At 71.1% G+C, this 21480-nt stretch carries 17 protein-coding genes and 2 pseudogenes; 11 read left to right on the top strand and 8 right to left on the bottom strand.

Annotated features, from left to right (window positions below; all coding sequences use genetic code 11):
• Positions 1 to 51: 51 nt before the first annotated feature.
• From ATM97_RS09060 to ATM97_RS09050, 3 genes and pseudogenes are all read left to right on the top strand, one after another.
• Positions 52 to 3429 (top strand): annotated as a pseudogene (locus tag ATM97_RS09060) (amino acid adenylation domain-containing protein); the annotation flags it as partial.
• A gap of 76 nt (positions 3430 to 3505) precedes the next feature.
• Complete coding sequence (locus ATM97_RS09055; protein ID WP_218717514.1) at positions 3506 to 4369, top strand: oxidoreductase; 864 nt, start codon at positions 3506 to 3508, stop codon at positions 4367 to 4369.
• Positions 4370 to 4463: 94 nt separating this feature from the next.
• Positions 4464 to 4934 carry a carboxymuconolactone decarboxylase family protein gene (locus tag ATM97_RS09050; RefSeq protein ID WP_218717513.1) on the top strand — a complete coding sequence of 157 codons (471 nt, stop codon included), beginning with the start codon at positions 4464 to 4466 and terminating at the stop codon, positions 4932 to 4934.
• A 43-nt stretch (positions 4935 to 4977) separates the two neighbouring features.
• Here the strand turns inward: ATM97_RS09050 and ATM97_RS09045 are convergent, their stop codons facing one another.
• On the bottom strand, positions 4978 to 5796 hold the full coding sequence (locus tag ATM97_RS09045; protein ID WP_218717512.1) for an NAD(P)H-binding protein: 819 nt from the start codon (positions 5794 to 5796) through the stop codon (positions 4978 to 4980).
• Positions 5797 to 6110: 314 nt separating this feature from the next.
• On the opposite strand from ATM97_RS09045, the gene ATM97_RS09040 reads away from it, so the two are divergent.
• Positions 6111 to 7199 carry a 3-deoxy-7-phosphoheptulonate synthase gene (locus tag ATM97_RS09040; RefSeq protein ID WP_218717511.1) on the top strand — a complete coding sequence of 363 codons (1089 nt, stop codon included), beginning with the start codon at positions 6111 to 6113 and terminating at the stop codon, positions 7197 to 7199.
• A gap of 51 nt (positions 7200 to 7250) precedes the next feature.
• On the opposite strand, the gene ATM97_RS09035 is transcribed toward ATM97_RS09040, so the two are convergent.
• Entirely contained in the window at positions 7251 to 7868 is a 618-nt protein-coding gene (locus tag ATM97_RS09035) for a LysE family translocator (RefSeq protein ID WP_218717510.1), read from the bottom strand.
• 191 nt (positions 7869 to 8059) lie between these two features.
• Here ATM97_RS09035 and ATM97_RS09030 point away from each other — a divergent pair, with 191 nt between their 5' ends.
• Positions 8060 to 8578, top strand: a complete 519-nt coding sequence (locus tag ATM97_RS09030; protein ID WP_218717509.1) for a hypothetical protein — start codon at positions 8060 to 8062, stop codon at positions 8576 to 8578.
• Between the two features lie 84 nt (positions 8579 to 8662).
• Complete coding sequence (gene hrpB, locus ATM97_RS09020; RefSeq protein WP_255587440.1) at positions 8663 to 11434, top strand: ATP-dependent helicase HrpB; 2772 nt, start codon at positions 8663 to 8665, stop codon at positions 11432 to 11434.
• Positions 11435 to 11694: 260 nt separating this feature from the next.
• On the opposite strand, the gene ATM97_RS09015 is transcribed toward hrpB, so the two are convergent.
• Together ATM97_RS09015 and ATM97_RS09010 are read right to left on the bottom strand one after the other, a co-directional pair.
• Complete coding sequence (locus tag ATM97_RS09015; protein WP_218717508.1) at positions 11695 to 12234, bottom strand: class I SAM-dependent methyltransferase; 540 nt, start codon at positions 12232 to 12234, stop codon at positions 11695 to 11697.
• A 90-nt stretch (positions 12235 to 12324) separates the two neighbouring features.
• Positions 12325 to 12903 (bottom strand): GNAT family N-acetyltransferase, encoded by a 579-nt coding sequence (locus ATM97_RS09010; RefSeq protein WP_218717507.1) that lies wholly within the window; start codon positions 12901 to 12903, stop codon positions 12325 to 12327.
• Positions 12904 to 12970: 67 nt separating this feature from the next.
• On the opposite strand from ATM97_RS09010, the gene sigJ reads away from it, so the two are divergent.
• Entirely contained in the window at positions 12971 to 13864 is an 894-nt protein-coding gene (sigJ, locus tag ATM97_RS09005) for an RNA polymerase sigma factor SigJ (protein WP_218717506.1), read from the top strand.
• A 48-nt stretch (positions 13865 to 13912) separates the two neighbouring features.
• Here the strand turns inward: sigJ and ATM97_RS09000 are convergent, their stop codons facing one another.
• Entirely contained in the window at positions 13913 to 14128 is a 216-nt protein-coding gene (locus ATM97_RS09000) for a hypothetical protein (RefSeq protein ID WP_218717505.1), read from the bottom strand.
• Between the two features lie 174 nt (positions 14129 to 14302).
• Here ATM97_RS09000 and ATM97_RS08995 point away from each other — a divergent pair, with 174 nt between their 5' ends.
• Positions 14303 to 15481: a pyridoxal phosphate-dependent aminotransferase gene (locus tag ATM97_RS08995; protein ID WP_218717504.1), complete on the top strand. Its 1179-nt coding sequence runs from the start codon at positions 14303 to 14305 to the stop codon at positions 15479 to 15481.
• 8 nt (positions 15482 to 15489) lie between these two features.
• Here the strand turns inward: ATM97_RS08995 and ATM97_RS08990 are convergent, their stop codons facing one another.
• Both ATM97_RS08990 and ATM97_RS08985 read right to left on the bottom strand, forming a co-directional pair.
• Positions 15490 to 16155 carry a trimeric intracellular cation channel family protein gene (locus ATM97_RS08990; protein ID WP_255587448.1) on the bottom strand — a complete coding sequence of 222 codons (666 nt, stop codon included), beginning with the start codon at positions 16153 to 16155 and terminating at the stop codon, positions 15490 to 15492.
• Positions 16156 to 16311: 156 nt separating this feature from the next.
• Positions 16312 to 16908, bottom strand: coding sequence for a LysE family translocator (locus ATM97_RS08985; RefSeq protein WP_255587447.1), 597 nt, complete (start codon positions 16906 to 16908; stop codon positions 16312 to 16314).
• 369 nt (positions 16909 to 17277) lie between these two features.
• Here ATM97_RS08985 and ATM97_RS08980 point away from each other — a divergent pair, with 369 nt between their 5' ends.
• From ATM97_RS08980 to ATM97_RS08970, 3 genes are all read left to right on the top strand, one after another.
• The gene (locus tag ATM97_RS08980; RefSeq protein WP_218717502.1) at positions 17278 to 18945 is read left to right on the top strand and encodes a DNA repair helicase XPB; all 1668 of its coding nucleotides are present in this window, start codon (positions 17278 to 17280) and stop codon (positions 18943 to 18945) included.
• A gap of 94 nt (positions 18946 to 19039) precedes the next feature.
• Positions 19040 to 19705: a DUF3239 domain-containing protein gene (locus ATM97_RS08975; protein ID WP_218717501.1), complete on the top strand. Its 666-nt coding sequence runs from the start codon at positions 19040 to 19042 to the stop codon at positions 19703 to 19705.
• A gap of 108 nt (positions 19706 to 19813) precedes the next feature.
• Positions 19814 to 21205 carry a M1 family metallopeptidase gene (locus ATM97_RS08970; protein WP_218717500.1) on the top strand — a complete coding sequence of 464 codons (1392 nt, stop codon included), beginning with the start codon at positions 19814 to 19816 and terminating at the stop codon, positions 21203 to 21205.
• Here the strand turns inward: ATM97_RS08970 and ATM97_RS08965 are convergent.
• Positions 21206 to 21480, bottom strand: a pseudogene (locus ATM97_RS08965) (hypothetical protein); the annotation flags it as partial. It abuts the gene before it with no gap.

The following is a 21480-nucleotide window of genomic DNA, read 5'->3' as shown; positions in this document are numbered from 1 at the left end:
CTCGTGCGCGACCGCCTCGAATCCACGACGGCTGATGGCGCGCAGCCCGTCGGCGACCCGGTCGGGGCCCCCGACTTCGAGTCGGCGGCAAGCGAATCGGAGATCGTCCCCGACGACGGGACGCCGTTCGCGCTGGCCCCCATGCAGCACGCCTACTGGATCGGCCGGTCCGACGCCCAGGAACTCGGCGGCGTCGCCGCGCACCTCTACGTCGAATTCGACGGCGCGGATGTCGATCCCGAGCGGCTCGCGCGGGCCGTCGACCAGCTGCTGGTGCGCCACCCCATGCTGCGCACCCGGTTCCTGCCCGACGGCACCCAGCAGACCCTCGACCGTCCCGGTCGCCCCGTCTACAGCGTCACCGACCTGCGTGCGTCCTCCGCCGAGGACGCCGAGCGGCGGCTCGGGGACCTGCGGACCGCGCGCACCCATCAGCGGATGGCGGTGCAGGACGGCCAGGTGATCGATATCGCGCTGACCCGCCTGCCCGAGGGCCGCACCCGCCTGCACCTCGATGTCGACATGCTCGCCGCCGACGCGATGAGCTACCGCATCCTCGTCACCGACCTGGCCCGGCTCTACCACGGCGAACAGCTGCCGCCGCAGGACTACACCTTCCGGCAGTACCTGGCCGAGCACCCGGCGGGCACCGGTGACGAGCACGCCCGCGACCGCGCCTGGTGGCAGGATCGTCTGCCCGAGCTGCCCGGCTCGCCGGAACTGCCGCAGTCCCAGCACATTTCCGACCCCAGCCGGACCGTCCGCCTGCACCGCTGGCTGTCGCCGCAGGCCAAGGCCCAGGTGTTCGACGCCGCCCACGCGCGCGGCATCACGCCGGCGATGGCGCTGGCCTCGGTGTTCGCCGAGACCATCGGCGGGTGGTCGGCGCAGCGCCGGTTCCTGCTGAATCTGCCGCTGTTCCACCGTGAGCCGGTGCACCCGCAGGTCGACGGCGTCGTCGGCGACTTCACCTCCTCGGTGCTGCTCGAGGTCGACGTCACCGAGCCGGCCACCGTCGCCGACCGGGCCCGCGCCCTGCAGCAGCGGCTGCACGAGGCGGGCGCGCACTCGGCCTACTCGGGCCTGGAAGTGCTGCGCGATCTGGGCAGGCACCGCGGCGAACCAGTGCTGGCCCCCATCGTCTACACCAGCGCGCTCAACCTGGGCGAACTGTTCGCCGACGCCGTCACCGACACCTTCGGCGAGCCGGTCTGGATCATCTCGCAGGGCCCGCAGGTGCTGCTGGACGCCCAGATCACCGAGGTCCGCGGCGGCCTCCTGCTGAACTGGGACATCCGCGAATCCGCCTTCCCCGTGGGCATGGTCGAGTCCATGTTCGCCCGCTACATCGAGGCCATCGAACGTCTCGGCGGGCAGACCTCCGCGCCTGCCGACGCGCCGGTGAGTGTCGAGTCGGTCGCCGGTGCCACCGAGCCCGTGGCGGACTCCGCGACGCCGGAGGCGGCCGACCCCGGTGGCCGGGGACGGTCTGCCGCCGCGATCGGCGGTGCCGGGTGGCAGGCCGAGGCAGGCGTGCGAATCCCGGTGGAGCAGGCCGCGACTCGGGCCCGCGTGAATGCCACGGCCGGTCCGGTCAGCGGGGGACTGCTGCACACGGGCTTCTTCGCCAACGCCGCCACCAACCCGTCCGCGCCGGCGGTGCTCTGGGAGCCCGCCGGGCAGCTGACCTACGGCGAACTGGCCGCCGACGCGCTGGCGGTCGCCGGTGCGTTGCGCGAAGCCGGTGTGGCGCCGGGTGATTCGGTCGCGGTGCAGCTGCCGAAGGGGCCGGAACAGATCGTCGCGGTGCTCGGTGTGCTGGCGGCCGGCGCGGTGTACGTGCCGATCGGCTTCGATCAGCCCGCCGCCCGGCGCGCGGAGATCCTGCGCACCGCCGACGCGGTCGCGGTGCTGACCGTCGGCGGCGCGCGGATCCCCGACGTGCGAGCGATCGATCTGGCAGAGGCCCGCGCGCACGCGGAACCGTTGGCGCGCCCCGTCTTCGGTGATCCGGAGAACATCGCCTACGTGCTGTTCACCTCCGGCTCCACCGGCAAGCCCAAGGGTGTCGAGGTGCCGCATCGCGCCGCGATGAACACCATCGACGACCTCAACGAGCGCTTCGGCCTCGGCGCCGCCGATCGGGCACTGGCCCTCTCGGCGCTGGAGTTCGACCTGTCCGTCTACGACATCTTCGGCCTGCTCGCCGTCGGCGGCGCGGTCGTCGCGGTGGACGACACCCAGCGCGCGGACCCGGTCGCGTGGGTGGACCTGATCGGCCGCCACCGGGTGTCGATGCTCAACTGCGTTCCGAGCCTGCTCGACATGCTGCTCACCGCCGCGGCGGGTGCGGCACTGCCGTCGCTGCGCACGGTGATCCTCGGCGGCGACTGGGTCGACGTGGCCCTGCCCGCGCGCCTGGCCGCGGTGGCGCCGGAGTGCCGGTTCGCCGGTCTCGGCGGCGCCACCGAGACCGCGATCCACTCGACCATCTGCGAGGTCGTCGACGCGCGGGTGCCCGCCGAGTGGAGCGCGGTGCCCTACGGCACCCCGCTGCGCAATGTGCGCTGCCGCGTCGTCGGGCCCGCGGGCAACGACTGCCCCGACTGGGTCACCGGTGAGCTGTGGATCGGTGGCGACGGCGTCGCGGCCGGCTACCGCGCCGATCCGGAACGCACCGCCGACCGGTTCGTCACCCACGAGGGCGTGCGCTGGTACCGCACCGGCGACCTGGCCCGCTACCTGCCCGACGGCGGCCTGGAGTTCCTCGGTCGCGCCGATCACCAGGTCAAGATCCGGGGTTACCGGGTGGAGCTCGGCGAGGTGGAGAGTGCCCTGCGCGCGGTTCCCGGCATCCGGCACGCGGTCGCGGCCGTGGTCGGCGCCGCGGCCCCGAAGCTGGTCGCCGCGGTCGTCGCCACCCCGGGCACCGCCCTCGACGTCGATGCCGTGCTGGCGGCGACCGCCGAGCTGGTGCCCGCCTATATGGTTCCGACCCGGCTGGAACTGCTCGCCGAACTCCCGCTCACCTCGAACGCCAAGCCGGACCGCAAGGCGGTGCGCGCGGTGCTCGAGCGCAGCGAGACCGTGGTCGAATTCGTCGCGCCGCGGACCGATCTGGAGCGCGCGCTCGCGTCGGTGGTCGGCGAGGTGCTCGCGACCGAGCGGATCGGCGTGACCGACGACTTCTTCGCCCTCGGCGGCGACTCGGTGCTCGCCACCACCGCCGTGGCCCGCATCCGCGAGTGGCTCGACGCTCCCGACACCGTCGTCGCCGACCTGTTCACCGCGCGCAGTATCGCCGGGCTGGCGGCGCGCATGCTCGAACGGGAAGCCGCGGCGGGCGCCACCGGCAGGCTCGAGGCGGTCGCCGCGATGTACCTCGAGGTCGCCGCGATGACCGACGAGGAAATCCTCGCGCAGTCCTGATGACCAGAGCCGGTGCGAACCACGCACCGGCTCTTGTCGATTCGCGCTTTGCGCAGGTCGCAGTAGACTTTCGCCGGTGAGCAAGTGGACTACCGCGAACCTGCCCGACCAGACCGGCCGCACCATCGTCGTCACCGGAGCCAACAGTGGCTTAGGCGCCGCCACCGCGCGGGCGCTCGCCGGCGCGGGCGCCCAGGTGATCCTGGCGTGCCGAGATACGGGCAAGGCGGAGCGGGTCGCGGCGAGTCTGCCGGGCGAGACCGAGGTCCGCCCGCTCGACCTGGCGAACCTGGACTCGGTGCGGGCCTTCGCCGACTCGATCGAGCGGGTCGACGTGCTCATCAACAACGCGGGCGTGATGGCGCTGCCGCTGCGCCGCACCGCCGACGGCTTCGAGATGCAGTTCGGCACCAACCACCTCGGCCACTTCGCGCTCACCAACCTGCTGCTCGACCGGGTCACCGACCGGGTGGTCACGGTGTCCAGCGGCGCGCATCGCATCGGCCGGATCGATCTCGACGACCCCAACTGGGAGCGCCGCCGCTACGACCGCTGGATGGCCTACGGCCAGTCCAAGCTGGCCAATCTGATGTTCGCCTACGAATTGCAGCGCAGGCTGGCCGGGGAGGGCGCCGCCGTGGTGTCGGTCGCCGCGCACCCCGGCTACGCCGCCACCGAACTCATGTCGCACACCGAGACCATCCAGGACGCGGTCATGTGGCTGGGCAACCGCACCCTGGCGCAGAGCGCCGAGCAGGGCGCGCTGCCGACGCTGTTCGCCGCCACCGCCGACATCGTGCCCGGCGCGTTCTACGGCCCCGACGGCCTGCTCGGCCTGCGCGGCTACCCGGCCCGCTGCGGCAGCAGCGCCGCGTCGAAGGACCGCGCGGTCGCGGCCGAACTGTGGGAGCTCTCCGAGAAGCTCTGCGGCCTGATCTGAGATGCGGTGACCGGCATCACCTTCGGTGATGTCACATCCCGGGTGGCTCCCTCGTCCTCTCTGTAGAACCCCACAGAACGACGAAGGAGCCATCATGGAACCGCGCTTCAACCTCTTCGGTAACCCCGTCGCCGCCGGCTTCGCCAAGCGCCTGACCATGGCGAGCAAGGTGATCGACGATTCGACGCTGGACAAGGCCACCTACGAGCTGGTAAAGCTGCGCGCCTCGCAGATCAACGGCTGTAGCTACTGCACGGACATGCACTTCAAGGACGCCGTGCACGCGGGCGAGTCCGCGACGCGGTTGAACCTGGTCGCCGCCTGGCACGAGGCCACCGTCTTCACCGAGGCCGAGCGGGCCGCGCTCGCGCTGACCGAGGAGGCGACTCGCGTCGCCGACGGCGGCCACGTCTCCGACGACACCTGGGAGCAGGTGCGCAAGCACTTCGACGACGACCAGACCGCCGCGCTGATCGCCGCCATCGCGATGATCAACGCCTGGAACCGGATGAACGCCATCGCCCGCACCCCCGCGGGCGACTACGTCCCCGGTCAGTGGGGCTGAGCGAGCCGGTGCCCGCGCGGCCCCGCCGGTGACGACGTCGCGGTCAGCGGGGCCGCGCGAACCGGTGCCCGTGTTCGGCCGCCCACTGCGCGAACGTGCGCGCCGGGCGGCCGAGCACCTGTTCCACCGTCGGATCGACCGTGTACGACTCCGGGCTCGACTCGGCGTACCAGCCGATCACGTACTCGGCGTCGGCCCGCGAGACACCGGTGGCCAGCAGCCGGTCGACGGCCTGCTGGTGGGTGATCCTGGCGAACTCGATCGGCCTGCCCGCCGCCGCGGCCAGGATCGCGATCCGCTCGCGGGTCGTGAGCGGCGCGGGTCCGGTCAGGTTGTAGGCGCGGCCGTGATGGCCGTCCTCCAGCAGCGCCGCCGCCGCGACCGCGCCGATATCGGCCTCGTGGACCACCGCGCTCGGGTGGTCGTAGGGCTCGCGGACCACGCCGTCGGCCAGGATCGTCTCCCGCCAGGTGAGCGCGTTCGACATGAACTCCTGCGGCTCCAGCCGCGTCCATTCCACGCCGGACTCGGCGACGGCCCGCTCGACCGGCCCGACGCCGCCGCCCCAGACCACGGTGATGCGGCGCACACCCGCGTCGACCGCCCGGCCGATCAGCTCCGGTCCGACCTCGGCCAGTCCGGCCGTCGCCGTCACGTGCAGCCGGTCGACGCCGTGCCAGGCGTCGTCGAGGGTCGACGGCACGGTGTGCGTGCCGGTGACCAGTTCCACCTCCGCGCCGAGCAGCGTGCGCGCGGCGGCGGCATCGCGGGTGAGTGCCTTGACCTTCTCTCCGCGACCGACGAGTTCGCGGACCACCTGGCGGCCGGTATTGCCGGTCGCGCCCGTAACCAGTGTTGTCACAGTCGTTTTCCTTTCCTCGGCTACCGACGCTAAAAGCTCGAGCGAGGTAGAGGTCAAGGGTTTCGGTCTGCGGACCCGCGGGCGCGGCGGTGTGATGGTCCGCACTCCGGGCAACCATGCCCCGGCCGACGACGTTTCACCGGTGGTACAGTCCACGGCATGCAGCGCGCATATTTCTGGTTTAGCGAGCCGGCCCTGGGTGGGCCGGTCTGCGACCCTGCGCGCTGACCTCTTCCACCCCGAGCCGGACACTGACCGGCTCGACGGGTTCGCGAAAGTCCGTGGGTCGGCCTCGAAGAATAGGAAACCCACACATGACCACCGCAGCCGATGTCGACTCGCGGCATTCCGATCTCGATGATCAGCGCACCCTCAGCGTGAGCCCCCTGCGCTCGCCCGCCGAGGTCCGCACCGTCCACCCCATCACCGACCAGCTCGCCGACACCGTGCGCGCCGGCCGCAAGGCCACCGTCGACGTGCTCAACGGCGACGACGACCGCCTCATGGTGATCGTCGGCCCGTGCTCGGTGCACGACCCGGCCGCCGCGCTGGACTACGCCCGCAAGCTGGCCGCCAAGGCCGCCGAGCTGAGCGACCGGCTGCACGTGGTGATGCGGGTGTACTTCGAGAAGCCGCGCACCACGCTGGGCTGGAAGGGGCTGATCAACGATCCGCACCTGGACGGTTCGTTCGACGTCAACACCGGCCTCGGCATCGGCCGCAAGGTGCTCGTCGACATCACCGCGCTCGGTCTGCCGGTCGCGTGTGAGTTCCTCGACCCGATCACCCCGCAGTACATCGCGGACCTGGTCTCCTACGGCGCGATCGGCGCCCGCACCGCGGCCAGCCAGGTGCACCGCCAGCTGTCCTCGGCGCTGTCCATGCCGGTCGGCATCAAGAACGGCACCGACGGTGACGTGCAGGTCGCCGTCGACGGCGTGCGCGCCGCCGCGGCCAGTCACGTCTTCCCCGGCACCGACCTCGACGGCCGCTCCGCGCTGATCCGCACCACCGGCAACCCGGACTGCCACGTCATCCTGCGCGGTGGCAGCAACGGCACCAACTACGACGCCGCCTCCGTCGCCGAGGCCAAGCTGCGGCTGGAGAAGTCCTCGCTGGCCCAGCGCGTGGTCGTCGACGCCAGCCACGGCAACAGCAACAAGGACCACAACCGCCAGGTCGACGTCGTCACCGACATCGCCGAGCGGCTCGCCGCCGGCGAGCAGGGCGTGGTCGGCGTCATGCTGGAGTCGTTCCTCGTCGCGGGCCGCCAGGACCTGACCCTCGGCAAGGCCGACGAGCTCATCTACGGCCAGTCCATCACCGACGCGTGCATCGACTGGGACGTCACCGCGGCCCAGCTCGACCGCCTCGCCGCCGCCGTCGAATCCCGGCGCGGCTGAGCCTTTCTCGTCCTGTGGCCCCGGAGAAATCCGGGGCCACAGTGTTTTCCGCTACTGGTTCTGCACCGCGAGGCGACCGGCCAGCGCGACGAACGAGGCGCCGAACACCCGTCGCATCCACGTCACCACGACCGGTCGCGCCAGGATGTGCGAGCGCACCGCCGCCGCGGCCGCCCCGTATACGGCGAAGACCACGAAGGTCGCCAGCATGAACAGCCCGCTCAGTTCGAGCATGCGCGCCAGGGCATTCGGGGCGCCGGTGGGCACGAACTGCGGCAGAAACGCGAAGAAGAAGATCGTCAGCTTCGGGTTCAGCACATTGAGCAGAATCGCCGACCCGATCACCTTCCGCGCCGACGGCGCGGGCCCCGCCTCCGCGTCGGGAACCCCCAGCGCTCCCTTGTCCCGGAAGGTGCTCCACGCCATGTACAGCAGATAGGCGACGCCGAGATACTTCAACGTCTGAAACGCGACCGCACTGGTGTTCAACACGGCCGCCAGCCCGGTGATCGCGGCGATCATGTGCGGCACGATGCCGAGCGTGCACCCGAACGCGGCGACAACACTGGCCCGCACCCCCCGAGCCAACCCGGCAGCCAGCGTGAACAGCACCCCGGTCCCCGGCGTAGCGACGATGACGAGCGTAGTCAGCACGAATTCGATGCTCATCTCCCGCAGGGTAACCGCTCGCCGAACCTCGAGGAAGGCTCGATCTCGCGGGCGTAGGGTGTGCCGGTGACCGGGCGCCGAGACAACCCACACGACAGCTTGTTTCGTGGCATCATGGGCGAGCCGACCTACGCGGCTTCCGAATTGCGGTCGGTGCTACCCGAACGCACTATCTGCCGCGATTCCGGTTCATGCTCGACGACATCACGGCGGTGGATTCGGCAGAACTGGCCGAGCGCCCGCTCGCACCGGAAGTGCGGCTGATGCTGAATGTGATGAAGTCCGCCCCGAACAATTCCGATCTGGGTCGGGCGCTCGCCGAATGGACAGCCGACCTGGCCGAGGTAGCCGATGGCGTGGACGCCTTTCGGGTCCTGAATATGCTAGTTCGCGACATTATGCTGGTCGGTGAGACCGAAGAGAAGGCGTTGACGCCGCTGTTCGATGGGCTCGGACCGGAAGCGAAGGAGGCGCTCGTGACTGCTGCTGATCGGCTTCGTGCCGAGGGGGAGTTGCGTGGGCGTGCCGAAGGCGAGGCTCGAGGAGAAGTTCGGGGCGTGGTCAAGACGCTGCTGAATCAGCTCCAGCTCAAATTCGGTGTTGTGCCTGCTTCTGTTGTCGACACCGTCCGTGCTGCCGACCCCGAGGATCTGAATCGATGGGCTGGGCAGATTCTGACCGCGAACACGATCGAGGAAACGCTGCGCTGATCGCGGTGGCGGCCGCCGGGACGAGTTCGCGAGCCGGCCGGGTGCGTGCTGGAGGTTTGTTCTGGGTCGGCACACTGGTAGGCGATGAAGCTGCCTGAACTACCTGATCTGCCGGTGCGGCCCGCGCTGGGGGAGATCGTCGAGACGCTGGTCGAGCGGGGGGTGGCGGTGCTGGTCGCGCCGCCGGGGACCGGGAAGACGACCCTGGTGCCGTTGGCGTTGGCGGCGGGGACCGAGGGGAAGGTTGTCGTGGCCGAGCCACGGCGGCTGGCGGCGCGGGCGGCGGCGGCTCGGATGGCGGCCTTGCTCGGGGAGCGGGTGGGGGACAGCGTCGGGTATTCCGTGCGCGGGGATCGGAAGGTCGGGTCGCGGACGCGGATCGAGGTGGTGACCTCGGGGCTGCTGGTGCGGCGGTTGCAGAGTGATCCCGAGTTGGATGGCGTGGGTACCGTCGTGCTCGACGAATGCCACGAGCGGCACCTGGACGCCGACCTGCTGTTGGCCCTGCTGCTCGACGCCCGCTCCGGACTCCGGCCCGACCTGCGGGTCCTCGCTACCTCGGCGACGGTCGCGGCCGGTCGCCTCGCGGTGCTGCTCGGCTCGGGGGAGGCGCCGCCGGGCTCGGCGCCGTCGTCGGCGGGTGGTGCGGGCACTGCGCTCGAGGCTGGCCCGATGGTCGGGGGCGGCGATGACCCGATGATTCCGAGGGCCGCGGCCGATGGCGGCGCGGTGTCGTCGGCGGTCGTGGCTGATGGCGGTGCGGCTGAGGCATCCGGCAGTGGCTCGGTGGCTGGGGTGAGCGCTGACGCGAGTGGCGCGGCACCGGTGGTCGAAGTTCGGGGCCGGGCGTATCCGGTTGCGGTGGACTATGTTCCGGCGCTGGCTCGGGAGCGGGTGGAGGCGCAGGTCGCGCGGGCGACTCGGCGGGCGCTGGCCGAGACCGAGGGGGATGTGCTGGTGTTCTTGCCCGGCGTCGGTGAGATCACTCGGACCGCGGGGTTGTTGCGGGATCTCGACGGTGTCGACGTGGTGCCGTTGCACGGGCGATTGGGGAGCTCGGTGCAGGATGTCGCGTTGCGGCCGGGGGCCAGGCGGCGCGTCGTATTGTCCACGGCGGTAGCCGAATCCAGTCTCACCGTGCCCGGGGTTCGCGCGGTCGTCGACTCGGGTCTGTCGCGGGTGCCTCGCATCGATCACCGTCGTGGGTTGTCCGGCCTTGCGACCGTGCGGGTTTCGGCCGCCGTCGCCGAGCAGCGCGCGGGGCGGGCCGGGCGTGAGGCGCCTGGTCATGCGTGGCGCTGCTGGCCCGAGTACGAGCATCAGACGCTGCCCGCCTATCCCGAGCCGGAGATCCGCACCGCCGAACTCACCCGCCTCGCACTGGAATTGGCATGCTGGGGAACTCCCGACGGCACCGGCCTCACCTGGTGGGACGCCCCGCCCGAAGGTGGTCTCGCCGCCGGCCGTGCGGTCCTGCATGCCCTGGGTGCCCTCGACGACGCGGACCACGTCACCGAACGTGGCCGCGCCATGGCGGCCCTCGGCCTGCACCCCCGCCTCGCCCGCGCCCTCCTCGACGGGGCCGCCGACGTCGGTGCTCGCGCGGCCGCCGAGATGGTGGTTCTGATGGATGACGATGCCCTCGCCTCCGGGGTCGACGCGGCAGCTGCCCTGCGCGCTCTGCGCGCCGAACGACCGCCCCGCTGGACGCGAGAGGTCCAACGCCTGATCCGGCTGATCGATGCGAGCGCGGGCGCGGCGACAGCTGGTGACCAGGGCGCTGGAGCCGCCCGCGGTGGTCCGAACGCCGGGTCGGCTGCTGGGCGGCGTGGCGGAGCGAAGGTTGCGGGCGATGACCGGGGTGGTGTCGTGAGTTCGGCGTCGGCGGATCCGGCGGCGCTCCTCATCGCGTTGGCGCATCCGGAGCGGTTGGCTCGGCGGCGGGCGAACGGGGCGTCGTATCTGATGGCGGGTGGGACGGCGGTGACCTTGCCGCCGGGGTCCGGGCTCGCGGCGGCGGAGTGGCTCGCGGTCGCGGTGGCCGATCGGGATCCGGGGCGGGCCGAGGGGCGGATTCGGCTGGCGGCCATTGCCGATGAGGATCTCGCGCGGGCGGCCGCGCCGGGGTTGGTGACGCGCGCCGACGAAGTGCGCTGGGAGTCCGGTGATGTCGTCGCCCGGCGGGTGGAACGGCTCGGGGCGATCGTCCTGTCGGAAAAGGCCCTGCGCGAACCGGATTCGCGATTGCTGGCAGAAGCGGTGCGCGAGGGGTTGCGTTCGGAGGGGCTCGACCTGCTGCGCTGGGACGAGGACGCCCGTGGTCTGCGCCAGCGCCTCGACTTCCTGCACCGCACCCTCGGCGCACCCTGGCCCGCCGTCGACGACGACACCCTGCTCGCCGACCTCGATGCGTGGCTCGGCCCCGAGCTCGGCACGGCCCGCCGTCGCTCCGACCTGGCTCGTATCGACGCCGGCACCGCGCTGCGCCGACTGCTGCCCTGGCCGGCGGCCGCCCGCCTCGACGAGCTCGCCCCGGAACGCCTGGAGGTGCCGTCGGGCAGCCGCATCCGCCTCGACTACAGCGCCGACCCGCCGGTGCTGGCGGTGAAGGTCCAGGAGATCTTCGGCTGGACCGAGCCGCCCACCCTCGCCGGCGGCCGTGTCACGATCGTGCTGCACCTGCTGTCGCCCGCCCAGCGTCCCGTCGCCGTCACCGCCGACCTCCCGTCCTTCTGGCAGAACGGCTGGCCGCAGGTCCGCGCCGACCTCCGCGGCCGCTACCCCAAACACGCCTGGCCCGAGGACCCCACCACCGTCACAGCCCACCGAGGCACCGCCCGCAACGCCAACCGCTGATCCCGACGACCGGACGTTCGCACGGGGCACAGGCAAGAGGCACGCCCAGCGTCCGCTCAAAGGTGAGAGATCGAGCCCGGCCCGGGACCATCCGACAGCGTTCCGAATCGGTCACTCCTGACGGCGAGAGTGCTTCGGCCGGGGCGGATCGCGTCGTGGCCCGGTCTGCGCACGCGCCCGCAGGACCTCGGCGACGCGTGACTCGGTGAAGCGGTGACGCGCTGACGCCGTGGGGGTGGCGCGGTGGAGTGGTGGACGCTCTACGGCGATACCGCCCGTGCGGCCAGGAGGTCGCCGGAAGTGGTGATTTCGCAGCGGAATCCGGCTGCGGCGAAGCGCGTGGTGAGTTGGTCGGGGGTAGGTTTCGGGCTGGTAGGCGGATCGGTAGGGCTGCCGTAGCCGTAGCAGAGCCACAGTCGCCCGGTGGGGGACAGGCACTCTCGGATCATCGACCAGGCCGCCGTCGCGGGGCCGGTCCAGAAGAGGTTGACGTTCACCGCGAACACGAGGTCGAAACGCCGGTCCCCGTCGAGCTGGGCCAGCACCGTGCTCGTCGACGCCGGGCCGATCGCCCCCTCGACCAGCCGAACCCGGCCGTCCGCGATCTCGGCGGCGCAGCGTTCCTGGGCCCGGCCGATCGCGGTGGCCGACCGATCGAGACCGACGATCCGCCCGCTCCGCAAGCGGTCCGCGATCCGCGGCAGCGAAGCGCCGGTCCCCGGCCCGAACTCGAGCACACGGTCGTCCGCCCGCACACCCATGAGGTCGGCGAACCACTCGAACCGCGCGTCGTCAGACATCGGAACTCCTCGGAGTGCCCATGCCTCCATGTTGACACGCCGCCTCGGCAATCGATTCTGGTCACCGTGGGGTCGGCCCGGACCGGCGGCTCAGCGCGGCGCGATCTCGGCAGGCCAGCCTTCGGCGAAGACGCCGGGGTCGGTGGCGAGGCGCGCCGCGTGCCATTCGTCGACGCGAGTGCCGCGCTGCATCCCGCCCTGCCGGGCCAGGCCCTCGTAATGGAACCCGACCCGGCGGACGGCGGCGGCCGAGGGATGGTTGCCGACCATGGCGCGCCAGGTGACGCGGTCGAGGGCGAGGCCGTCGGGGGCGAAGGCGAAGTCGCAGGCCAGGGTGATGGCGCGGGTCATCAGGCCCTTGCCGCGGTGGTCCGCGGTGAGCCAGAAGCCGATCTCGCAGACGCCGGGGCCCCGGGCGTGCAGGCCGAGCATGCCTTCGACGGAGCCGTCCGGGGCGGTGCGCAGCGCCCAGACCGGCGTGTTGCTCGCCCAGCCGGGGGCGACGACCGTGTCGAGGAATTCCTCGGCGTCGGAGCGGGCATAGGGAACGGGGATCGTCGTCCAGTGGCCTACCTCGGGGTCCTGGCAGCACTCGACGATGCGGTCGATGTCGGCACCGGTGGGGCGGGTGAGCCACAGGGTGCCGTCGGTGAGCGTGTGCTCGTACATCGTGTCATCGTGACAGGTCGGCGCCCGGTTTCTCAGCTGGTTTTCGCCGTCCGTAGGATCTGCGGCGATGGTTTCCCCGCTTCTCGCCGACCTGTTCGAATCGCATCGAGCGCATCTGCTTTCGGTGGCCTATCGGCTCACCGGCAGCGTCGGCGACGCCGAGGACGCCGTGCAGGAGAGCTGGCTGCGGATGGCCGGTGTGCACCAGTCCGAGATCGAGGACCTGCGGGCCTGGCTCACGACCGTGGTCAGCCGGATCTGCCTGGATCACCTGCGCAGCGCGGCGGTGCGCCGGGAAACCTATGTGGGGCAGTGGCTGCCCGAGCCGATCGTCACCACGGCGAGCAGCACCCCGGATCCGCTGGACGTGGTGGTCCGGCATCAGGACAGCCGGCTGGCGGCGCTGGTGGTACTCGACGCGCTGACTCCGCAGCAGCGGGTCGCGCTGGTCTTGCACGACAGCCTGGACGTGCCGTTCGACGAGATCGCCGACATCCTCGGGGTATCGGCCGACGCCGCACGGCAATTGGCGGTGCGCGCCCGTAAGGCGGCGGCGAAGGCGCCGCAACCGGTCGCCGACGAGGTGCACGACGCGGCGGTGCGACGCTTCCTGGCGGCACTGGCCACCGGCGACGTCGAGGCGGTAGCCGCCACCCTGCATCCGGCCGCGACCTTCGTCGCCGATGCCGGCGGCACCACCAGGACGGCGCTCAATGTCGTTGCGGGAGCGGAGAAGATCGCGCGCCTCGCGCTCGGCCTGTGGCGCAAGCAGCAGGAGGAACCGGGTCTGGAGCTGGGCTTCGCCACGGTGAACGGGCAATCGGGCCTCGTGTTCACCGATCCGAACTCGCCGTTCGGTCGCCCCGTGCGGGTGCTCGGCTTCGCGGTGCGCGAGGGAAAAGTCTGGGCTGCCTACGATTTCGCCAATGTGGCGAAGCTGTCGGGCGCGCGGTCGCGTTGACCCCGCGTCGGACCGGACCCGCGCGATCCGGTCCGACGCGCCGAGTGTCTACGGGTAGGTCGACCCCCACTGATGGTCGCCGGTGGACGAACCGAGGTTCATGTCCCCGGTCGAGGAACCCATGTTGTTGTCCGGGGTCGCCGAGCCGGTGAAGTAGTCGACGATGGGGCTGCCCATCAGGTGATCGTGGATGAACCGCAGAGCCGAACCGGCAACCTCCGACGCAGCCGGGTCGACAATGAAATCGAGCAAGGGTGAGGCCATAAGGAGCCCCTTTCGATATGCCACCACGCTGTGGTGTGTGAGGTAGAACACGGCGAGGCTAGCTCAGCCTGGGTGATCGCACAATAGTGCAGGTCAACCCCGCAAAATGTTTGTGAAACATGCGTGTTCGCTATCGGTCGGCAACGGTGCCGAAAAGTGGGATACGCTGCGGAGATGTCGTCTGCGCCGCCCACTGTCTCCCGTTTGCGCCCGTTCGGATCGACCATCTTCGCCGAGATGACCGAACTGGCCCTCCGCCATGACGCGGTGAATCTGGGGCAGGGATTTCCGGATACCGACGGACCCGCGGGCATGCTCGAGGTCGCCAGGGCAGCCATCGCCGACGGGCTCAACCAGTACCCGCCGGGCCGCGGCATGCCGGTGCTGCGCCAGGCGATCGCCGACGACCGCGCCCGCCGCTACGGCACCGCCTACGACCCGGCCACCGAGGTACTGGTGACCGTCGGCGCCACCGAGGCGATCAGCGCCGCCGTGCTCGGCCTGGTCGAACCGGGGCAGGAGGTGGCGCTGATCGAGCCGTACTACGACTCCTACGCCGCCTCGGTCGCGCTGGCCGGTGCGCAGCGGCGCACCGCGCGCCTGGTCGCCGACGGTGATCGTTTCGTCCTCGACCTGGACAGCCTGCGCGCCGCGATCACCCCGAAAACCCGCATGCTGGTGATCAATTCACCGCACAACCCCACCGGCGCGGTGCTCGACCGCGCCGACCTCACCGCCATCGCGGAGCTGGCGCGCGAGCACGATCTGCTGGTGCTGGCCGACGAGGTGTACGAGCACCTGGTCTACGACGGCGTCGAGCACATCAGCATCTCCACGCTGCCCGGCATGCGCGAGCGCACGATCGTGGTGTCGAGCGCGGCGAAGACGTTCAATGTCACCGGCTGGAAGATCGGCTGGGTGTGCGCGCCGGCGCCGCTGCTCGACGGTGTGCTCGCGGCCAAGCAGTTCCTCACCTTCGTCGGCGGTGGACCGTTCCAGCCCGCGGTCGCGCACGCGATCAACGCCGAGATCGACTGGGTGCACGCCCTGCGCGACAGCCTGTCCGACAAGCGGCTTCGGCTCTCGGCCGCGTTGCGTGACACCGGGTTCGGCGTCGCGGCCAGTTCCGGCGGGTATTTCGTGTGCGCGGACATCCGCCCGCTCGGCGCCGAGGACGGGATGGCGTTCTGCCGGGAACTGCCGGCCCGGCTCGGCGTCGCCGCGGTGCCGGTGAGTGTGTTCGCCGACCACGCCGACAACTGGAAACACCTGGTGCGCTTCACCTTCAGCAAGCGCGACGAGACCATCGACGAAGGCGTGCGCCGCCTGCGCGCGGGCATGGCGGTGCGCTGAGGGCGCGCTCAGTCACGAGCGTGCCGGGCCAGCGGCGCGTGCCACTGGTAGTGGCGGGCCAGCAGGCGGAAGCCGATGGCGCCGACGGCGGCGAGCAGCCCGGTCCACGACCGGTACAGGTCGAAGTGCAGCAGGGTGGCCGTGGCGGCCGCGCCGAACAGGGCCGGGATCGCGTAGAGGTCCTGGTCGGGGCGCAGCACGCTGGGCACCTCGCCGCTGAGCACGTCGCGCAGGACACCGCCGCCGATGGCCGTCGTCATGCCGAGCAGCGCGGCGGTTGGCGCGCCCACCCCGGCCGAGTACGCGATGACCGTGCCGGTGACGCAGAACAGGCCGAGTCCGATCGCGTCGGCGATCTCGAGCGGTCCCTTGGTGAGCCGGCGCGAGGGCGCGATGAAGTACAGGACCAGCGCCGTCAGCAGCGACGCCGACAGGTAGGTCAGGTCGGTGAACGCGCCCGGCGGCGTGCGCCCGATGAGCAGGTCGCGCACGATGCCGCCGCCCAGCGCGGTGGCGGTGGCCAGGATCGCCATGCCGAACAGGTCGAGCCGCTTGCGCACGGCCACCAGCGCGCCCGATGCCGCGAACGAGACGACGCCCATCAGCTCGCCGCTGTGATGCACGGCGGTCAGCGCCGAATCCAGCTCCGTCGCCGACGGCCCGGCCGCGACCATCGCCACCAGCACCCCAACACTCACCACTCGCTCCTTCTCGCCTGCGCCACACAGCAGCGTGACACGGCGGGGTGCGACGAGGGCGACCCGGCCACACGTGTCGCGTGCCCGTGGTCGCGCCGGCGAGCTCCGACAGCGCGTCGGGTCGTGCGGGGGTCAGGCCGGGGTCGGGCGGGCGCGGTCGGTGGCGAGCATGATCGCGATGCCGCCGAGCGCGGTGCCCATGAGGTACCGCTGGGTGCGCAGCCAGAGCGGGCGGGCGGTGAGGAACCCGGCCAGCCCGGCCGCGCCGAGCACGATCAGCGCGTTGACGGTGAGCGCGACGGTGATCTGGATCGCACCGAGCGACAGGCTCTGCAACCACAGCGCCCCGCGCTCGGGATCGACGAACTGCGGGATCAGCGCCATGTACATGATCGCGATCTTGGGATTGAGCAGATTGGTGACCAATCCCATGGTGAACAGTCGCCGGGCCGGGTCGACGGGCAGGTCGACCGGCGCGAAGACCGACACCCCACCCGGCCGCACCGCCTGCCAGGCCAGCCACAGCAGATAGCAGGCCCCGGCGAGCTTGAGCCCCAGGTAGAGCCCCGGAACCACCGCGAACACCGCCGTGATCCCGGCCGCCGCGGCCAGCAGATACACCCCGAACCCCGCCGCGACCCCGGCCAGCGAGATCAACCCGGCGCGCCGGCCCTGCGCCACCGTCCGTGACACGAGATACATCATGTTCGGCCCCGGCGTGAGGACCATGCCGAGCGCCGCCGCACCAACCCCGAGTACCGCCGTAGTCTGAAGCACGCCCTGAGTCTGACCTGGTCAGCCGGGCCTTGTCGCGGTCCAGTCGACACCTGCTGGACCGCCCACCCAGCGCTTCGCCCCAGGTCGTGTCGGCTCGGGTCCGTACAATCGACAAAGGCCGCCGAAGCGATCCGCCCGCGGCGGCGCCAACGTCAAACATCCCGGCCGAACGCACCCCGCACAGGGCGAGCTCGACGAGCCCGTTCGGGGCCGCCCTTCGGTTCAACGCTCGAAGCGCAGGCGCCGCAGGCGCGAGTCTCGAGCGTTGAACCGAGGGGTCACGAGGCCCCGAACCCGCGGCCCCGGCCGCCGAGGAGCACAGTGACCGACGGTCCGCTGATCGTGCAGAGCGACAAGACCCTGCTGCTCGAGGTCGACCACGAGCTGGCAGGCAACGCGCGGCAGGCCATCGCGCCGTTCGCGGAGCTCGAGCGCGCGCCCGAACACGTGCACACCTACCGGATCACGCCGCTGGCGTTGTGGAACGCCCGCGCGGCCGGTCACGACGCCGAGCAGGTCGTCGACGCGCTGGTGAACTTCTCGCGCTACGCGGTGCCGCAGCCGCTGCTGGTCGACATCGTCGACACGATGGGCCGCTACGGCAGGCTGCAGCTGGTCAAGCATCCGGCGCACGGGCTGTGCCTGGTGAGCCTGGACCGCGCGGTGCTCGAGGAAGTGCTGCGGCACAAGAAGATCGCGCCCATGCTCGGGGCCAGGATCGATGACGACACGGTGATCGTGCACCCCTCCGAGCGCGGTCACATCAAGCAGATGCTGCTCAAGATCGGCTGGCCCGCCGAGGATCTGGCCGGTTACGTCGACGGCGAGGCGCACGACATCGGCCTGGACTACACCGCGGGCAAGTGGCACCTGCGCGACTATCAGGAGATGGCCGCCGATTCGTTCTGGGCGGGCGGCTCCGGCGTGGTCGTGCTGCCGTGTGGCGCGGGCAAGACGATGGTCGGCGCGGCAGCCATGGCCAAGGCCAAGGCCACCACGTTGATCCTGGTCACCAATACCGTCGCGGGCAGGCAGTGGCGGCGTGAGCTACTGGCGCGCACCACGCTCACCGAGGACGAGATCGGCGAGTACTCCGGCGAGCGCAAGGAGATCCGCCCGGTCACCATCGCGACGTACCAGGTGATCACCCGCAAGACCAAGGGCGAGTACAAGCACCTGGAGCTGTTCGACAGCCGGGACTGGGGCCTGGTGATCTACGACGAGGTGCACCTGCTGCCCGCGCCGGTGTTCCGGATGACCGCCGACCTGCAATCGCGGCGCAGGCTCGGCCTGACGGCCACGCTGGTGCGTGAGGACGGCCGCGAGGGCGACGTCTTCTCGCTGATCGGTCCCAAGCGCTACGACGCGCCGTGGAAGGACATCGAGGCGCAGGGCTGGATCGCCCCCGCCGACTGTGTCGAGGTGCGGGTGACGCTCACCGACGCCGAACGGATGGCCTACGCCACCGCCGAGCCGGAAGAGCGCTACAAGCTGTGCTCCACCGCGCGCACCAAGATCCCGGTGGTGGAGTCCATCCTGGCCAAGCACAAGGACGCGCCGACGCTGGTGATCGGCGCGTACCTGGACCAGCTCGAGGAGCTGGGCGTGGACCTGAACGCGCCGGTCATCACCGGCGCCACCAAGAACAAGGAGCGCGAGGCGCTCTTCGACGCGTTCCGGTCCGGCGAGGTGCCGGTGCTGGTGGTCAGCAAGGTCGCGAACTTCTCCATCGATCTGCCGGAAGCCTCGGTGGCGGTGCAGGTTTCGGGCACGTTCGGCTCGCGGCAGGAGGAGGCGCAGCGCCTCGGCCGGCTGCTGCGGCCGAAACAGGATGGGGGACAGGCGCATTTCTATTCGGTGGTCGCCCGCGACACTCTCGACGCGGAGTACGCGGCCCATCGGCAGCGCTTCCTCGCCGAGCAGGGCTACGCCTACCGCATCGCCGACGCCGACGATCTGCTCGGACCGCCCATCGGCGACGGCGCGTAGCGACGATCGCCCGGTCGGAACGCGGTACCGTGCGGTGAAGTCCTCGGCAGATAAGTGGAGGCAACTCCTCCGCAACTTGTGCTAGGAAGGAACCGTGCGCCGCTTCGAATTCGTGGTCGACCGTGAGCACGCTCATGCGGTCAACGAGACGTTCACCGGGTTACGCAGGTTGCGGGTGGTCGCCCTGCTGGTCGCCGGGCTCGCCGTCGCGGCCACGGCCGCCCTGCTGTGGAGCGGGCAGGCCTGGGGGTTTCTGCTCGCCGTCGTGTGCGTGCTGGTCGCGGCGATCGCGCTGTGGGTCGCGCTGTGGACCCCGCACCGCTCCAGTATCGAAAAGCTCTACCAGGACGGCGCATTGGTGCCGGCCGTGGTCACCGAGGCCGAGGACTCCGGCATCGTGCTGCTCGCCCTCGTCGACATCGCCGAGCCCGCCGCGCCGACGCGCAGCTGGGCGCTGATCACGCGCAAGGTGCGCGCGCTGCCCGGACACCTGCCCGAACCGGGGGAGCGCGTGCCCGCCGTGGCGGTGCGCACCGATCGCGCGCCGCGCCAGGTCGGCGAACGATGGCAGCTGGTCACGGCCATGCCGATCGCCTGGGGAACGCGTGATCGCCTGGTGATCGAGCGGGCCCGCGACGCCATCACCGAACGGGAATGGCGGTTGCTCGCCGAGAATCTGGCACTGGCCGCGCGGGTGAAGCGGACCGCGACCAAACGGCTGCTGCTCGACCCGCAGCAGCTGCCCGGCGACCTGGGCTGAGCGCGGGCTCGCACCGACCGCGCGTATTAGGACCTGCGCGGCGTGCCTGCGACGATGGAGGGTGTCCGCGGGATCCGAGCCGGAGCAGGCGAAAGGTGTCAGTCGAGGATGCGATGGTCGGCCGGAGTGTGCGCGGTGCTCGCCCTGCTGGCGCTGGGTGTGCGCCCGGTCGACGCCGACCCTGGCCTGATCGGCGCGCCGGGACTCGGTGATCCCTACTACCCGCTCGACGGCAACGGCGGCTACGACGTCGCTCACTACGACGTGGCGGTCGACTACGACCCGGCCACCTATGTCCTACGCGGCACCGCGACCGTCGACGCCCGCGCGACTCAGCCGCTGGCCCAGTTCGATCTGGACTACCGCGGCCCCGAGGTGCTGATGGTGACGATCAACGGGCAGCCCGCGGGCTTCACCCACGACGGCGACCAGGAACTGGTCGTCACGCCGCTGCTGCCGCTGCCGCCCGGCCTGCCCATGCGCGTCGTCGTCGACTACGCGGGCCCGGTCGCCGACACCGAGGGCGAGGGCTGGACCTACGCGCCCAGCGGCGGCGCGTTCGCCGTCGGCCAGCCGCACAGCGCCGGCACCTGGTACCCGCTCAACGACACCCCGTTGGACAAGGCGACCTTCACACTGCACGCCACGGTGCCCGCCGAGTGGGAGGTGATGTCGACCGGCGAGCGCACCCGGCACGAGGTCGTCGACGGCCGCCTGCACACCACCTGGGAGACGCGGCAACCCGTCATCGGCTACCTGACCACGATCGCCGTCGACCACTTCACCTTCCTCGAACAGCGCACCGCCGACGGCACGCCGGTGCTCAGCGCCTTCGCGCCGGAATCGGAGGGCAATCGCGACGACGAGCAGCGCCTGCCGGAGATCCTCGCCTTCCTCGAAAACCTCTACGGGCCCTACCCGTTCGACGTCGCCGGTGGCATCTACGTCGACGCCGTGATCCCGTTCTCGCTGGAAACCCAGACCCGGCCCACCTACGCGCCGTGGACCGACCTGAACACCGTCGTGCACGAACTGGCGCACCAGTGGTGGGGCGACACGATGTCGGTGCGGCAGTGGTCCGACATCTGTCTGAACGAGTGCTTCGCCAGCTACACCGCCGACTACCTGTGGCCGGAGCGGATCGACCACGCCGACGTCGACACCAAGTACCGCGAGAAGATCGCGAAATACCGTGATGATCCGGAGTTCTGGGAGGTCGCGCTCGCGAGTCCGGGCGCGGGCAACGAGTTCACCTCGGTCTACTATCGCGGCCCGCTGTTCCTGCACGCGCTGCGCAAACTGCTCGGCGAGGACGTGTTCTTCACCGCTATCCGCGATTTCGTGAACGCGCACCGCGACGGCAACGCCTCGATGCCGGAGTTCCGGGAGTTCCTGCAGAGCCGGACCTCGCTGCCGCTCGGTGAGTTCCTGGCCGAATGGCTGGACACGACCACGCCGCCGCGCGAGTCGTTCCTGTACCCGGGCACGCTGGGCCGGTAGTCAGTCCTCGTCCAGGCGGGCTCGCGCGCGATCGGTCAGCCGCTGCATGCGCTCGAATTGGCTGCGCGCCGAAGTGAGTTCGCCCCTGGCCCGATGGTCGGCGGTCCGGGCGAAATGGCGCTGCTGCTCGGCGTGCTCGAGGTCGGCGCGCAGTTCGTAGATGCGGGCCTCGATCTCGTCGAGCGCGGCTTTCGCCCGCGCGGCGGCGGCTTCGGCCTCGTCGCGCGCGGAGCGAGCCGTGGCCAGCGCGGCCTCGGCGTCGTCGAGTTCCTGCC

This window comes from Nocardia sp. MH4 (assembly GCF_019266065.1).
Classification (GTDB): Bacteria; Actinomycetota; Actinomycetes; order Mycobacteriales; family Mycobacteriaceae; genus Nocardia; species Nocardia canadensis.
Note: the sequence above shows the minus strand (reverse complement) of the source record. Positions and strands in the feature narration are given on the sequence as shown.

Excerpts from the sequence above, each read along its gene's own strand:
- ATM97_RS09035 (WP_218717510.1), bottom strand. The coding sequence starts at position 7,868 with ATGAGCATCGAATTCGTGCTGACTACGCTCGTCATCGTCGCTACGCCG.
- ATM97_RS09015 (WP_218717508.1), bottom strand. The coding sequence starts at position 12,234 with ATGTCTGACGACGCGCGGTTCGAGTGGTTCGCCGACCTCATGGGTGTG.
- ATM97_RS08995 (WP_218717504.1), top strand. The coding sequence starts at position 14,303 with ATGTCGTCTGCGCCGCCCACTGTCTCCCGTTTGCGCCCGTTCGGATCG.
- hrpB (WP_255587440.1), top strand. The coding sequence starts at position 8,663 with ATGAAGCTGCCTGAACTACCTGATCTGCCGGTGCGGCCCGCGCTGGGG.
- ATM97_RS09040 (WP_218717511.1), top strand. The coding sequence starts at position 6,111 with ATGACCACCGCAGCCGATGTCGACTCGCGGCATTCCGATCTCGATGAT.
- ATM97_RS08990 (WP_255587448.1), bottom strand. The coding sequence starts at position 16,155 with ATGGTCGCGGCCGGGCCGTCGGCGACGGAGCTGGATTCGGCGCTGACC.
- ATM97_RS09030 (WP_218717509.1), top strand. The coding sequence starts at position 8,060 with ATGCTCGACGACATCACGGCGGTGGATTCGGCAGAACTGGCCGAGCGC.
- sigJ (WP_218717506.1), top strand. The coding sequence starts at position 12,971 with ATGGTTTCCCCGCTTCTCGCCGACCTGTTCGAATCGCATCGAGCGCAT.
- ATM97_RS09010 (WP_218717507.1), bottom strand. The coding sequence starts at position 12,903 with ATGTACGAGCACACGCTCACCGACGGCACCCTGTGGCTCACCCGCCCC.
- ATM97_RS08985 (WP_255587447.1), bottom strand. The coding sequence starts at position 16,908 with ATGGTCCTCACGCCGGGGCCGAACATGATGTATCTCGTGTCACGGACG.
- ATM97_RS09000 (WP_218717505.1), bottom strand. The coding sequence starts at position 14,128 with ATGGCCTCACCCTTGCTCGATTTCATTGTCGACCCGGCTGCGTCGGAG.
- ATM97_RS08970 (WP_218717500.1), top strand. The coding sequence starts at position 19,814 with ATGCGATGGTCGGCCGGAGTGTGCGCGGTGCTCGCCCTGCTGGCGCTG.
- ATM97_RS09050 (WP_218717513.1), top strand. The coding sequence starts at position 4,464 with ATGGAACCGCGCTTCAACCTCTTCGGTAACCCCGTCGCCGCCGGCTTC.